The 14,209-nt window shown below is 63.3% G+C and carries 10 protein-coding genes and 1 pseudogene; 10 read left to right on the forward strand and 1 reads right to left on the reverse strand.

Annotated features, from left to right (window positions below):
* The first annotated feature begins 22 nt into the window (after window positions 1-22).
* The 5 genes from B0B13_RS05675 to B0B13_RS05695 all read left to right on the forward strand — a co-directional run bounded on the left by B0B13_RS05675 (window position 23) and on the right by B0B13_RS05695 (window position 5,116).
* On the forward strand, window positions 23-1,354 hold the full coding sequence (locus tag B0B13_RS05675) for a homoserine dehydrogenase (protein ID WP_076797172.1): 1,332 nt from the start codon (window positions 23-25) through the stop codon (window positions 1,352-1,354).
* 52 nt (window positions 1,355-1,406) lie between these two features.
* Window positions 1,407-2,858, forward strand: a complete 1,452-nt coding sequence (thrC, locus tag B0B13_RS05680) for a threonine synthase (protein WP_076794937.1) — start codon at window positions 1,407-1,409, stop codon at window positions 2,856-2,858.
* A gap of 153 nt (window positions 2,859-3,011) precedes the next feature.
* Entirely contained in the window at window positions 3,012-4,262 is a 1,251-nt protein-coding gene (locus B0B13_RS05685; protein ID WP_076797173.1) for a molybdopterin molybdotransferase MoeA, read from the forward strand.
* Between the two features lie 64 nt (window positions 4,263-4,326).
* Window positions 4,327-4,584 carry a molybdopterin converting factor subunit 1 gene (gene moaD / locus B0B13_RS05690; RefSeq protein ID WP_076794939.1) on the forward strand — a complete coding sequence of 86 codons (258 nt, stop codon included), beginning with the start codon at window positions 4,327-4,329 and terminating at the stop codon, window positions 4,582-4,584.
* A 37-nt stretch (window positions 4,585-4,621) separates the two neighbouring features.
* A complete protein-coding gene (locus B0B13_RS05695; protein WP_076787172.1) occupies window positions 4,622-5,116 on the forward strand; it encodes a molybdenum cofactor biosynthesis protein MoaE in 495 nt (164 codons plus the stop codon).
* On the opposite strand, the gene B0B13_RS05700 is transcribed toward B0B13_RS05695, so the two are convergent.
* On the reverse strand, window positions 5,110-5,583 hold the full coding sequence (locus B0B13_RS05700) for a group III truncated hemoglobin (RefSeq protein ID WP_076794941.1): 474 nt from the start codon (window positions 5,581-5,583) through the stop codon (window positions 5,110-5,112). The two genes, B0B13_RS05695 and B0B13_RS05700, sit on opposite strands and share 7 nt — an antisense overlap.
* 209 nt (window positions 5,584-5,792) lie before the next feature.
* Between B0B13_RS05700 and B0B13_RS05705 the strand changes: the two are divergent.
* The 5 genes and pseudogenes from B0B13_RS05705 (at window position 5,793) to B0B13_RS05730 (ending at window position 14,117) form a co-directional block, all read left to right on the forward strand.
* Window positions 5,793-6,248 (forward strand): annotated as a pseudogene (locus tag B0B13_RS05705) (Rrf2 family transcriptional regulator).
* Window positions 6,249-6,300: 52 nt separating this feature from the next.
* Window positions 6,301-8,895 (forward strand): ATP-dependent chaperone ClpB, encoded by a 2,595-nt coding sequence (gene clpB / locus B0B13_RS05710; protein WP_076794943.1) that lies wholly within the window; start codon window positions 6,301-6,303, stop codon window positions 8,893-8,895.
* A gap of 357 nt (window positions 8,896-9,252) precedes the next feature.
* Entirely contained in the window at window positions 9,253-9,483 is a 231-nt protein-coding gene (locus B0B13_RS05720) for a hypothetical protein (RefSeq protein WP_076794948.1), read from the forward strand.
* Between the two features lie 369 nt (window positions 9,484-9,852).
* Window positions 9,853-11,733: a VRR-NUC domain-containing protein gene (locus B0B13_RS05725; protein WP_076794950.1), complete on the forward strand. Its 1,881-nt coding sequence runs from the start codon at window positions 9,853-9,855 to the stop codon at window positions 11,731-11,733.
* A complete protein-coding gene (locus tag B0B13_RS05730) occupies window positions 11,733-14,117 on the forward strand; it encodes an ATP-dependent DNA helicase (protein WP_076797174.1) in 2,385 nt (794 codons plus the stop codon). Before B0B13_RS05725 ends, B0B13_RS05730 begins: the two co-directional genes overlap by 1 nt.
* Window positions 14,118-14,209 lie beyond the last annotated feature (92 nt).

Below are 14,209 nucleotides of genomic sequence, written 5' to 3' on the forward strand. Positions count from 1 at the left end.
TGACCATGACACACGCGGGATGATGGAACCGATCAAAGTAGGATTGTTGGGCTTTGGCACGGTCGGCAGCGGCACGTTCAACGTGTTGCGCCGCAACCAGGAAGAAATCAGCCGTCGGGCCGGCCGCGGAATCGAAATCACGCGCGTCGCGGTGCGCAATCCGGCCAAGGTGCAGCAGGTGCTGGGCGATGCGCTCGGCACGGTGGCGCTGACGTCGGACTTTGCCTCGGTGGTCGACGATCCGTCGCTGGACATCATTGCGGAAATGATTGGTGGCACTGACATCGCCCGCGAACTCGTGCTGCGTGCGATCCACAACGGCAAGCATGTGGTGACGGCCAACAAGGCGTTGCTCGCGGTGCATGGAACCGAAATCTTTGAGGCGGCGCGCGCCAAGGGCGTGATGGTCGCGTTCGAAGCGGCGGTAGCCGGCGGCATCCCGATCATCAAGGCGTTGCGCGAGGGTCTGACGGCGAATCGCATCCAGTATATCGCTGGCATCATCAACGGCACCACTAACTTCATCCTGTCTGAGATGCGCGAGCGCGGCCTGGATTTCACAACCGCGCTGGCTGACGCTCAGCGGCTCGGCTACGCGGAGGCCGACCCGACATTCGACATCGAGGGGATTGACGCCGCACACAAGGCCACGATCATGGCGGCGATCGCATTCGGCGTGCCGGTGCAGTTCGAGCGTGCCTATGTCGAGGGCATCACCCGGCTGGACGCGCTGGATATTCGCTACGCGGAGGAACTTGGCTACCGGATCAAGCTGCTCGGCATTGCGCGGCGCACCACGCAAGGCATCGAGTTGCGCGTGCATCCGACGCTGATTCCGGCCAAGCGGCTGATCGCGAACGTGCAGGGCGCGATGAACGCGGTCCTGGTCTACGGCGATGCGGTGGGCGCAACGCTGTACTATGGCAAGGGGGCGGGTGCCGAGCCGACGGCGTCGGCCGTGGTTGCTGACCTGGTCGACGTCACGCGGCTGCACACGGCGGATCCCAACAATCGCGTGCCGCATCTGGCATTCCAACCGGACCGGTTGGCGACCACGCCGATTTTGCCAATCGACGAGGTCACCAGCAGCTACTACTTGCGGCTGCGTGTCGCGGACCAGACCGGCGTGCTTGCTGACATCACGCGCATCCTCGCGGCCCTAGGCATCTCGATCGATGCGCTGCTGCAAAAGGAGTCGGAGGTCGTCGACGCAAACCGGGCGGGCGAGACCGATATCATCCTGATCACGCACGAGACGCGGGAGAAGAACATCAATACGGCGATTTCTCGTATCGAAGCGTTGTCCACGGTGCGCTCGGGCGTGACCCGGCTGCGCATGGAAGCGTTGAACTGACGCCGACGCTAATCGCTTCGGCCGGTAGCCGGAGCGCCAGGAGCCTTCCCGAATGAACTACATTTCCACACGCGGCGCCGGACTCGGCGAGCGCCATTCGTTTTCCGACATCCTACTCGGCGGTCTTGCGAAGGATGGTGGCCTGTATTTGCCGGCGCATTATCCGCGTGTGTCCGACGCCGAGTTGTCCCGCTGGCGTACGCTGTCCTATGCGGACCTGGCATTTGAGGTCCTCGCGAAATTCTGCGATGACATGCCGGCTGACGACTTGCGGGCGCTGACGCGGCGCACCTATCGTGCCGACGTATACTCAAATGTGCGCGACGGCAGCGATGCGCAGCGCATCACGCCGCTTAAGACGCTGGGTATCGAGGGTGGCGCGCCGCTGGCGCTGCTCGAGCTGTCCAACGGCCCGACGCTCGCGTTCAAGGACATGGCGATGCAGTTGCTCGGCAACCTGTTCGAGCACGCGTTGGCGCGTCAGGGCCAGCAATTGAACATCCTTGGCGCGACGTCTGGCGACACCGGCAGCGCCGCCGAATACGCGATGCGCGGTAAGCAAGGCGTGCGCGTGTTTATGCTGTCGCCGCATCGCAAGATGAGCGCGTTCCAGACCGCGCAGATGTTCAGCTTGCAGGATCCGAATATTTTCAATATCGCGGTCGAAGGGGTGTTCGACGATTGCCAGGACATTGTCAAGGCCGTCTCAAACGACCACGCGTTTAAGGCCCGCTACCAAATCGGTACGGTCAACTCGATCAACTGGGCCCGGGTCGTCGCACAGGTTGTCTACTATTTTCGAGGCTATTTCGAGGCGACGCGCGGCAACGACCAGCGCGTGTCGTTTACAGTCCCGTCGGGCAATTTCGGTAATGTGTGCGCCGGCCACATTGCGCGGATGATGGGCTTGTCGATCGACAAGCTAGTGGTTGCCACCAACGAGAACGACGTGCTTGATGAGTTCTTCCGCACCGGTAATTATCGCGTGCGCGCCGCGGCTGAAACCCACCATACGACCAGTCCCAGCATGGACATCTCGAAGGCGTCGAACTTCGAGCGCTTCGTCTTTGACTTACTGGACTGCGATTCGGCGCGCGTGTTGCAGTTGTTCCGCGACGTCGAGGCCAAGGGCGGGTTCGACTTGGCTGCGTCGGGCGATTTTGCCCGCGTGCGCGAGTTCGGTTTCGTGTCCGGTCGCAGCACGCACGCGGACCGAATCGCGACGATCCGCGACGTCCACCGTCGCTACCAGGCGATAATCGACACGCATACGGCGGACGGCGTGAAGGTGGCGCGCGAATACCTGGAGCCGGGGGTGCCAATGATCGTGCTCGAGACCGCGCAACCGATCAAGTTCGGCGCTACGATCCGCGAGGCGCTGGATCGGGATCCTCCGCGTCCGTCGGCCTTTGACGGACTGGAGGCGTTGCCGCAGCGTTTCACCGTGTTGCCGGCCGACGCTGCGCGCGTGAAGGACTTCATTCGCGCGCAGATCGACGGCTAGGCGGCGTACCGGTGCGGCGCCGGGGCTACAATACGTTTTTATTCGTCAACATCCGGCCCGACTCCGATGTCGATCCCGAACGATACTGCGCCGGTGGTGGGCGCCAGTCAAACGGCCTGCGCTGTCACGGCTACGGGCGCTGCTCGCCCGCCACTGCTGGCCACGCAGGACGCACTTGCGCAACTGCTGGCCGCGGCATTTCCATTATGCGCGCAGCCCGACGCAATCGAGACCGTACCGACGCAGGACGCGCTGAACCGCGTGTTAGCCACTGACATTCACTCGGCGCTCGATGTGCCGCCGGCCGACATCAGCGCGATGGACGGCTACGCAGTGCGGGCCGGCGACGTCGTGGCTGGCCGGCCGATGCGCGTGTCGCAACGCGTGCCAGCCGGGTATGCGCCCGGTGGCGCGCTTGAGGCCGGCACCGCCGCGCGCGTTTTCACCGGAGCGCAACTACCCGCGGGCGCTGACACGGTCGTGATACAGGAGCAGGCACAGGCGCACGGCGAGACGGTCGTGTTCGATGCAGCGCCGCCAATGGGCGACTGGATCAACCGGCGTGGTTCGGATATCCGCAAGGATGCGGTGATTTTGCCTGCCGGCATGCGGTTAACGCCGCAGGCGTTGGGCCTGGCCGCGTCGGTCGGCTATGCGACGCTGCCGGTCGCGCGCCGGCCGAGGGTCGTGATAGCCTTCACCGGCGACGAGTTGACGATGCCTGGCGAGCCATTGCGTGAAGGCGCAATCTACAATTCGAGCCGGTTCACGCTCGGTGGGCTGCTGGCCGCACTCGGCTGCGACGTGACGGACCTGGGCATCGTGCCGGACCGGCTCGATGCGACGCGCGACGCGCTGCGCGAGGCGGCGCTCGCGCATGACCTGATCCTCACCTCCGGCGGCGTATCGGTGGGCGAAGAGGATCACGTGCGGGCCGCGGTTCAAGCTGAAGGTTCGCTGCACCTGTGGCAGATTGCGATGAAGCCGGGCAAGCCGTTTGCGTTCGGCACGGTGCACCGACCGGCGGCCGCGGGATCGCTGGGCGCCGATGCGCCGCACGACGCAGCGTTCTTTATTGGCTTGCCCGGCAATCCGGTGTCCAGCTTCGTGACATTCCTGTTGTTCGTGCGCCCGTTTATCCTATGCCTGGCCGGCACAGGATGCGTCGAGCCTCGTGTGCTGCATATGCGCGCCGATTTTACGCAAAAAAAGGCGGATCGCCGCAATGAATTCCTGCGCGCACGGATCAACGACGCTGGGGGACTCGACCTGTTCCCAAACCAGAGTTCGGCGGTGCTGACATCCACGGTGTGGGGGGACGGATTGATTGACAATCCGCCCGGGCACGCGATTCAGGCGGGCGAGATGGTGCGTTTCCTGCCCTTCTCGACGCTGCTGGCGTGACGGCGTGGCAGAGCGACGGTGAGGGGCCGCGCGGCGGAAACAGGATTTTCAACGGTCAATGGCAATGAAGATCGAACTGAGGTTTTTTGCAAGTGTGCGCGAGGCGGTCGGCACGGACGCGGAAACGGTTGACGTACCGGACAACATCAACACGGTCGGCGACGTGCGCGCGTGGCTATGCTCGCGCGGCGGCGCGTGGGCAAGCGCACTGGCGGGCACGCGCCCGTTGCGCATGGCGTGTGACCACGTCATGACCGATCCGTCGACGCGACTGACTGACGGCTGCGAGGTGGCATTTTTTCCACCTGTCACCGGCGGGTGACATGGCAGCGGCCGGACGGGGTAACGTGGAGGATGGGATGACAGTCAGCGTGCAAGCGCACGATTTCGACGTGACGACGGAACTCGCCCGGCTGCGTGCGCGCCACCCACGCATCGGCGCGGTGGTCAGCTTCGTGGGTACCGTGCGCGAGTTGAGCGACGGCGAGTCAATCAGCGCGTTGGAACTCGAGCACTATCCAGGCATGACCGAACGGGCGTTGGAGGCCATTGTTGCCGAAGCCGAGCGCCGCTGGGCGGGCATTGACGTGCGTGTGGTGCACCGGCACGGGCGGCTCGACGCGGGTGAGCAGATCGTGCTGGTCGCGGTCGCGGCTGCGCATCGCGGCGACGCGTTTGCCGCCTGCGAGTTCGTGATGGACTACTTAAAATCTAACGCACCTTTTTGGAAAAAGGAGTGCACTGGGCAAGGCGAGCGCTGGGTCGAGGCGCGCACCGACGACGACGCGGCGCTCGCGCGCTGGGGCATTGCGTCGCACAACGCGGCGAAGGGCCCACTTGCCGACGATCAGTGAACGGCGCCACGCTCGCCGCGGCGCGGCGCGATTCGCTCGAGCAGCGCCTTCTGCTCCGGCGGCACCTGATATTGCCAGCCGAAGCGGCCCAGCTGCAGGCTTTCCGCGATGCGCAGCGCCGGCTCCATCAGCTTGAGCGCCGCGGCGGGCTCGAACAGATGCTCGACCGTGTCCAGGAACAGGTACAGCCAGCGGTTGAAGTGCTCGGGCTCGATACCTTTCAGTGGCAGGTGGGCCAGTTGCACATTGCCCTTGTAGCGCTTGGCGCCCAGCGCGATGCTGGCCCAAAAGTCGCACATTTTTGCTAGGTGCGGGTCCCATGCGTCGCCGATCGCCTGCGCGAAGATCGGTCCCAGCATGTCGTCCGCCCGCACGCGTGCATAGAAGCGGTGGACTAGCGAATGGATGCCTGCTTCGTCCAAGATGGCAAGGTGGCTCGCTACGGCGTCGGATTCGGGATTGACCATGATGTCATGTTGTCAGCAGAGGGATCGCATTGTGGCAGCGTAGCGGATCAGCGGCGCAACGCGGCCGGCACGACGTGGCCCAGCACGGCATGGCATGGCGCGCAAACCCGTGCCTGTGGCAGTAAGATACCGGAGGCGGTACCGGGGCGGCAGCATGTTGTTGCGCCAGCCCTTATTTTGCACCATGGAGCATAAGCCAGGATACTCGTTTGCGATTGACCGATTTCACCGACTATGCGTTTCGCGTGATCCTGTACCTGTCGGTGCACGACGACGGATTGTCCACGATTCAGCAGATATCCGATGCGTACCAGGTGTCGAAGAACCATTTAATGAAGGTCGTGCAATTGCTCGGCGAGCGAGGCTGGTTCGACATGGTGCGCGGGCGCAACGGTGGCTTGCGGCTGGCGCCCCATGCTCGGACGCTAACGGTCGGCACAGATTGTGCGCGCCACCGAGAATGATTTTGCGCTGGTTGCCTGTCGGGGGCCGGTGTCCGTCATGCATGCGCCATTGAGCCGCATTGTCAACTCAAGGTCGTGATGGTCGCAGCGCTTCAGGCGTTTCTAGCCGAGCTTGACAAGCACACGGAGGCTGAGTTGAGTCAGCCGCGTGCGCCACTCGCGCACGCGCTGGGCTTGATCACGCTCACCCCGGGCGCTTGAAAAGCCCCATCCGGACCTCAAGTTATGAGGCAACCAAGCATTGGAGGTCTTCATGAGGATCGACAAACTGACTACGAAGTTCCAGGAGGCGCTCGCGGACGCACAAAGCCTTGCTGTAGGACGGGACAACCAGTATATCGAGCCGCTGCACGTACTTGTGGCGCTGCTCGCGCAGCCCGATGGCGCGGCCCGCTCGCTGTTGTCGCGCGCCGGTGTGCATGTGCAGGCGCTGCAGGCCGCGCTTGGCGCGGCGTTGGAGCGGTTGCCGCAGGTGCATGGCACCGACGGCAATGTGCAAGTGAGCCGCGAGTTAAGCGGCTTGTTGAACCAGGCGGACAAGGAAGCGCAGAAGTACAGCGACGCGTATATTGCCAGCGAGATGTTTCTGCTCGCGCTCGCTGACGACAAGGGCGACGCTGGCCGGCTCGCGCGCGAGCATGGCCTGACCCGCAAGGCGCTGGAGGCTGCCGTCGCGGCGGTGCGCGGCAACGCGCAGGTCAACAGCCAGGATGCCGAGAGCCAGCGTGAGGCGTTAAAGAAATACACAGTGGACCTGACCGAGCGTGCGAGCGCCGGCAAGCTGGATCCGGTGATCGGCCGCGATGACGAGATCCGCCGCGCGATCCAGATTCTGCAGCGCCGCACGAAGAACAACCCGGTGTTGATCGGCGAGCCGGGGGTGGGCAAGACCGCGATCGTCGAAGGTCTCGCGCAGCGCATCGTCAATGGCGAGGTGCCCGAGACACTGAAAGACAAGCGGGTGCTGGCGTTGGACATGGCCGCGCTGTTGGCCGGCGCCAAGTATCGCGGCGAATTCGAGGAGCGGCTCAAGGCGGTGCTCAGCGACATTGCGAAGGATGAGGGGCGCACGATCGTGTTCATCGACGAGATTCACACGATGGTCGGCGCAGGCAAGGCGGAAGGTGCGATCGACGCGGGCAACATGCTTAAGCCGGCACTCGCGCGCGGCGAGTTGCATTGCATCGGTGCGACGACGCTGGATGAATACCGCCGATACATCGAAAAAGACGCGGCGCTTGAGCGGCGCTTTCAGAAGGTGCTGGTCGATGAGCCGTCGGTCGAGGCAACCATTGCGATCCTGCGAGGGTTACAGGAAAAGTACGAGCTGCATCACAAGGTCGAGATCACGGATCCGGCCATTGTCGCGGCCGCCGAGCTGTCGCACCGCTATATCACCGACCGTTTTCTGCCGGACAAGGCGATCGACTTAATCGACGAGGCGGCGTCCAAGATCAAGATGGAGATCGACTCGAAGCCCGAGGCGATGGACCGGCTCGACCGTCGGCTGATCCAGTTGAAGATTGAGCGCGAGGCGGTGAAGAAGGAAACGGATGAGGCATCGCAGAAGCGGCTCGGGTTGATCGAGGACGAGATCGCGCGGCTCGAGCGCGAATACGCAGATCTCGAGGAGATTTGGACGGCGGAGAAATCCGCCGTGCAGGGCGGCGCGCACCTGAAGGAAGAGATCGACAAGACCCGCGCGGAAATCGTGCGGCTGCAGCGCGAGGGTAAGCTGGATAAGGTCGCCGAGTTGCAATACGGCACGTTGCCGCAGTTGGAGGCGCAACTGAAGGCCGTTACCCAGGCCGAGGCCGGTACGTCCAAAAGCGACAAGCCGCGGTTGCTGCGCACGCAAGTGGGCGCCGAGGAGATTGCCGAGGTCGTATCGCGCGCCACCGGTATCCCGGTCGCGCGGATGATGCAGGGCGAGCGCGAGAAGCTGCTGCAGATCGAGGTGAAGCTGCATGAACGCGTGGTCGGCCAGGACGAGGCGATCAGTGCGGTGGCCGACGCGATCCGCCGTTCGCGGGCAGGCTTGGCCGACCCGAACCGACCGTATGGTTCGTTCCTGTTCCTTGGCCCGACGGGGGTTGGCAAGACCGAGCTGTGCAAGGCGTTGGCGGCGTTCCTGTTCGATGCTGAGGACCACTTGATCCGCATCGACATGAGCGAGTTCATGGAAAAGCACAGCGTCGCGCGGCTGATCGGCGCGCCGCCCGGTTATGTGGGCTATGAGGAAGGCGGCTACTTGACCGAGGCCGTGCGGCGCAAGCCGTACAGCGTGATTCTGCTCGATGAGATCGAAAAGGCACACCCGGACGTGTTTAACGTGCTGCTGCAAGTGCTCGACGACGGCCGCATGACCGATGGCCAGGGCCGCACGGTGGATTTTAAGAACACCGTGATTGTGATGACGTCGAATCTCGGCTCGCAGCAGATTCAGTCGATGGTCGGCGAGCCTCATGCGGCGGTGCGCGATGCGGTCTGGGAAGAAGTCAAGCAACATTTCCGGCCCGAGTTCCTGAATCGGATCGACGAGGTCGTCGTCTTCCACGGCCTGGATCGCAGCCATATTCGCTCGATCGCGAAGATCCAGTTGCAACGGCTCACCGAACGACTGGCGAAGATGGACATGCAACTGGACGTGTCGGATGCGGCACTCGAGCACATCGGCAAGGTCGGCTACGATCCGTTGTTCGGTGCGCGGCCGCTCAAGCGCGCGATCCAGCAGGAGATTGAGAACCCGATTGCCAAGCTGATCCTCGGTGGCCGGTTCGGTCCGAAGGACCTGATCCCGGTCGACTTCGAGGATGGCAAGTTCGTGTTCGAACGGGTCGTGCACTGATGGGGCGCTGATGCGGGGGCGCTGGCGCTGTTGCTCAGCGCCAGCGCCCAGACCAGACCAGACCAGACCAGACCAGACCAGACCAGACCAGACCAGACCAGACCAGACCAGACCAGACCAGACCAGACCAGACCAGACCAGACCAGACCAGACCAGACCAGACCAGACCAGACCAGACCAGACCAGACCAGACCAGACCAGACCAGACCAGACCAGACCAGACCAGACCAGACTAGGCAAGGCAAGGCAAGGCAAGGCAAGGCAAGGCAAGGCAAGGCAAGGCAAGGCAAGGCAAGGCAAGGTTTTCAGGCCGGCCGGCTTGAGTCCGTGTTGCGATTGTGTGGCTCGGGTAGCTACGTGAAGCGCTATGCGCTGGAAAATGGCGCTCACCGGCTGATATGGCCGACGCAGACGATGGCCGAATGCACGACTGCGGCCGATGTTGATACTCAGGGCCAGTTCATCGCCGTGCAGCAGAGGCTGCAGAACAGCGAGTTTTACCAGGAGCAGCAGCCCGATGAATGGACAAAGCAGCGCGTGCTGGTCTATTTTGGCAAACCTGCGGAAGACCGCGTACTTGTCCGTTGATGAAGTGAGAGGTTTGGTGCTACTGATACCTGGAAGATGGGTAGGGTACTCACTGTTCCATTTGGTTTTGATGACGATGGCGCGCTGCGCAGCATGCAGAAAAGCCCTGATCCGCCGCACGAGCAGAACGGCGACAACCGCCCATTCTGAGCGGCCATCCGCGCACCGTACGTTAGTCCTCCGTTGCCGGACCAGGCGTAATGACGCGGTACTGCCGCTGTGCCACTGTGCGGGCTGTTCGATTTAACCCCACGTTACCACACCACATTCGCCAGCTTCCTTAAATTGGTCGCATCAAGGGGACGCGGGTGACTCAACGCAGCCGACGCTGGTATCATCTCGTACTGTATATCTATACAGGATTAGACGATGGACGCGATTCTCGCCGGCGGCGTGGACCCGTTCTACTATGTCGCAAACTTTCGCCGCGCTATCGCATGGTTGAGCGATCGATGCGATGACCTGCTTGACGGGCAAGAACGGGCCTTCATCGACGCGTTCGAGTCGTTGCCCCAAGCGTCGCGCGCGCTGCTGGTCCGGATGTTGATGCGCAAAGGACCATTGTTTCGCACGGACAAGCTGCGGTATGCCGAGATCGGTGAGCCACTTGCCGCATGCGAGCCATTGATTACGCGAGGCTGGGTCGAACTCGATCCGCCGATGTCAATCGACGAACTGTTCACTGTGGCGACCAAAGCCCAGCTCGAGCGCCGCTTCGTGGCGGCAAAGGCGGCGCGCGGCACGAAGGCGGCGTTGCTTGACGCGCTGCGCGCTGCGTATCCCGGTGTACAGCATGCGTATTCGGTCTGGTGCCCGGACGAGCCAGCAAAGGTCGTCCACTTCCTGCTGGGACCCCTGTGTGATCGCCTTCGATTGATGTTTTTTGGGAATCTATGGCAGGACTGGTCGGAGTTCGTGCTAGCCGATCTGGGTGTCTTCCGCTACGAAGCCGTGCGCTTGGATGGATCGTCTCGCGCATTCCAACAGCGCGAAGATGTCGATGCCTATTTCTCGTTGCATGCTTGTCGCCAGGCGCTGAACGCGGCCCCCGATGACGCGACGTTGGACACATTGCTGGCGCAGGCGCGCGCATGTCCGACTGGTAATCTTTGGCTCGACATGCGTCGCGCCAAAGTGTTGTTTCGGATCGGCCAGCACTGCGAACGGCGGCGCGATTGGCCACGCGCGCTGCATGCGTACGAGGCGAGTACATATCCGGATGCCCGCTATCGGCGAGTGCGTGTGCTCGAGACACTCGGTCGCCGCGATGACGCATTGGCGCTTGCTGCGCAAGTCGTACGGACGCCGGTCAGCGAGGGCGAGGCACAGCGCGCCGCGCGTACCCTTGCGCGGCTACAGCGCGTGCCGCGTGCCGCACGGCAGCAGTCACCTTTGACGGTGCAATCGGCATGTGGCGAACGGCTATCCGGCCGGAACCGCACACCTTCATCGCAATCTGATTTATCGGCATCGGCATCGGCATCGGCATCGGCATCGGCATCGGCATCGGCATCGGCATCGGCATCGGCATCGGCAATGCCGATCTCGCGCAGCGACTGGCTCTTGCCCATGCCCACCGCACCGATGCGGGTCGAGCACGTATTGCGCGCTCATCTGCATCGTCCGGAGGCGCCGGTATTTTATGTCGAAAACGCATTAATCAACACTTTGTTTGGCCTGTTGTGCTGGCAGGTGATATTCGCGCCGATACCCGGCGCGTTCTTTCATCCGTTTCAGCGCGGGCCAGCGGACCTGGACACGCCGATGTTCGTCGCGCGTCGTCAGGCGCTGTTCGATGCCTGCCTGCAACAACTCGACGATGGTCGCTATCGACGCACGATCGAGGATAATTTTGCCGCGAAGGCTGGGATTCAGTCGCCGTTCGTGGCTTGGGGCGTGCTCGATCCTGCGTTGTTGACGCTCGCGCTGGACTGCATGCCGGCCGCCCACCTGAAGCTGTGGTTCGAGCGGTTGCTGCGGGACATCTCGCGAAACCGCTCCGGATTGCCGGATCTGATCCAATTCGTGCCGGCCGTGCGTTCGTATGAATTGATCGAGGTGAAAGGGCCCGGTGACCGGTTGCAGGACAACCAGGTGCGCTGGCTAGCTTACGCACACGAAAAAGGGCTGCCGGTCAGCGTTGCGCACGTGCGATGGCTTGCCGGTGGGGGCAGCAGGCCGGCGCCGCCCGCCGCTGTCAACCATGCGATCCCGGACAGCGTCAGCGCGCCGGCGCAATGGACGGTGTGATGCGCTATGTGATTGCCGTGCGCGCATTGTGCGAGTTCACGGCGAAGCAAGGCGACTTGGATCTGCGGTTCACGCCGTCTCCCAGCGCCGAGGAGGGCAGGATCGGCCATCGCGTCGTTGCAAGCCGCCGCCACGCGGACTACCAAACAGAAATCAGCGTCACGGGCGAGTTTCAAGAACTGACGGTGCGCGGTCGCGCGGACGGCTACGATCCGCAACGGGGTCGGCTCGAGGAGATCAAGACGTACCGCGGCGAATTGGACACGATGCCAGACAATCACCGCGCGCTGCATTGGGCGCAGTTGCGGGTGTACGGCTGGCTGTTCTGTCAGCAGGCGCAAGTGCCGTCGATCGAACTCGGGCTCGTGTACTATGACATCGCGACTGGGCACGAAACCGTGCTGACCGAGACGGCGAGTGCCGCTGAGTTGAAAGCGGCGTTCGAACAGCAATGTGCGCGCTTTATCGAGTGGGCGGTGCAGGAACGGGCGCACCGCGCCGCGCGCGATGCGATGCTGCACGGTCTGCAGTTGCCCTTTCCAGCGTTCCGTGTTGGCCAGCGCGAGCTTGCTGAGGCAGTCTATCGCGCGGCGCGCGGCGCCCGTGTGTTGCTCGCGCAAGCACCAACAGGCATCGGCAAGACGCTCGGGACGCTGTTCCCGTTGCTCAAGGCCTGTCCGCGTGCCTCGATCGACAAAGTGTTTTTTTTGAGCGCGAAGAGTCCTGGACGGCAACTGGCATTGGATTCGCTGCAGTCCTTGATGCGTGGTGCAGCGGGCTCGCCACGATCAACAGAATCAGTAGCAGAATCCACGCGGGCCGGATCCGGGATGGTCGGGCGCACAGGCATCGACATGCGCGTGCCGGGGTCTCCCCCCGCGCTGCCGCTGCGCGTAGTTGAACTGGTCGCGCGCGACAAGGCGTGCGAGTATCCGGGTAATGCGTGCGCCGGGCAAGCATGCACGCTCGCGCAAGGTTTCTATGATCGGTTGCCGGCTGCACGCGAGGCGGCGTTGGCAACGTACTGGCTTGATCGTGGCGCGCTGCGCGAGGTGGGCTTGACTCATCGCGTGTGTCCATACTACCTGGGCCAGGAATTGGTGCGCTGGGCTGATGTGATCGTCGGCGACTACAACTACTATTTCGACACCGGTGCCCCCTTGTTTGCGTTGACCGTGCAAAACCAGTGGCGGGTCGCCGTACTGGTGGACGAGGCGCACAATCTGCCCGAACGGGCGCGGGCAATGTACTCTGCCACGCTCGAGCAGGAAGAACTGGCGCAGCTGACTCGTGGCGCGCGCGGCATGCTGGGCACCGCACTGCGTCGCTTGCAGCGGTGCTGGAATACGCTGAATCGCGCGCAGGCCGAACCGTACCGCGCTTTTGACGTGCTACCCGATGCATGGCTATGCGCGCTGCAGCGCACCGTTGGTGCGATCGGCGAGCATCTGGCCGAGCCGCAACTGGTGCCGAACGTGCGCCTGGAGCGCTTCTATCTCGATGCAATTCACTTCTTGCGCATCGCCGAGCGTTTCGACGAGCATTGGATGTTCGATGTCACACTGACCACGCTGGAGGGGTCCACGGCGCGCGCCACGTCACGCTCGACGTTGTGCATCCGCAATGTCGTGCCGGCGGCGGCATTGCGCGCGCGCGTGGTGGCCGCTCATTCGATGACGCTTTTTTCCGCGACACTGTGGCCCGCGCGCTTCTACCGCGACGTGCTCGGACTACCGGACAGTACCGTTAATGTCGACGTCGACAGTCCGTTCAGCAAGGAACAACTCGCCGTGTACGCGACGTCGTCGATCTCGACCCGCTATCGTGACCGCCAGGCGTCGCTTGGTGCACTGGTTGAGCGGATTGCCTCGCAGTATGCGGCGCTGCCTGGCAACTATCTGTGCTTCTTCAGTAGCTTTGAATACCTAGAACAGGCGGCAGCGCTGTTCAGCGCTACGCATCCATTGATTCCGGTGTGGCGGCAAGCCAGAGCGATGGACGAGCCGGCACAGCGCGCCTTCATTGCCCGCTTCGAGCCGCACGGCCGCGGTATCGGATTCGCTGTGCTCGGCGGTGCATTTGCCGAGGGTATTGATCTGCCCGGCACGCGGCTGGTCGGCACGTTTATCGCCACACTCGGAATGCCGCAGATCAATGCGGTGAACGAACAGTTGCGCGAGCGGATGCAGCGGCTGTTCAGTGCCGGATTCGACTATACGTACTTGTTCCCGGGGGTGCAGAAAGTGGTGCAGGCCGCAGGCCGCGTGATCCGTAGCGAGACGGATCGGGGTGTCGTGCACCTACTGGATGACCGCTTCATGCGACGCGACGTGCGCGCGTTGCTGCCACGCTGGTGGACGGTCGAGCCGGAGAGCCGCCGCTAGGCAGCGGCCCGACTACCAGCCGGGCAGCGGGGCGACCCCTCGCGGCGCAGCGGGTCAACGTACCGGCCGGGCACCAGTCCAACCACCCGTCC

Origin of the sequence: Burkholderia sp. b14 (genome assembly GCF_900156195.1) — a bacterium.
Taxonomy (GTDB): Bacteria; Pseudomonadota; Gammaproteobacteria; order Burkholderiales; family Burkholderiaceae; genus Mycetohabitans.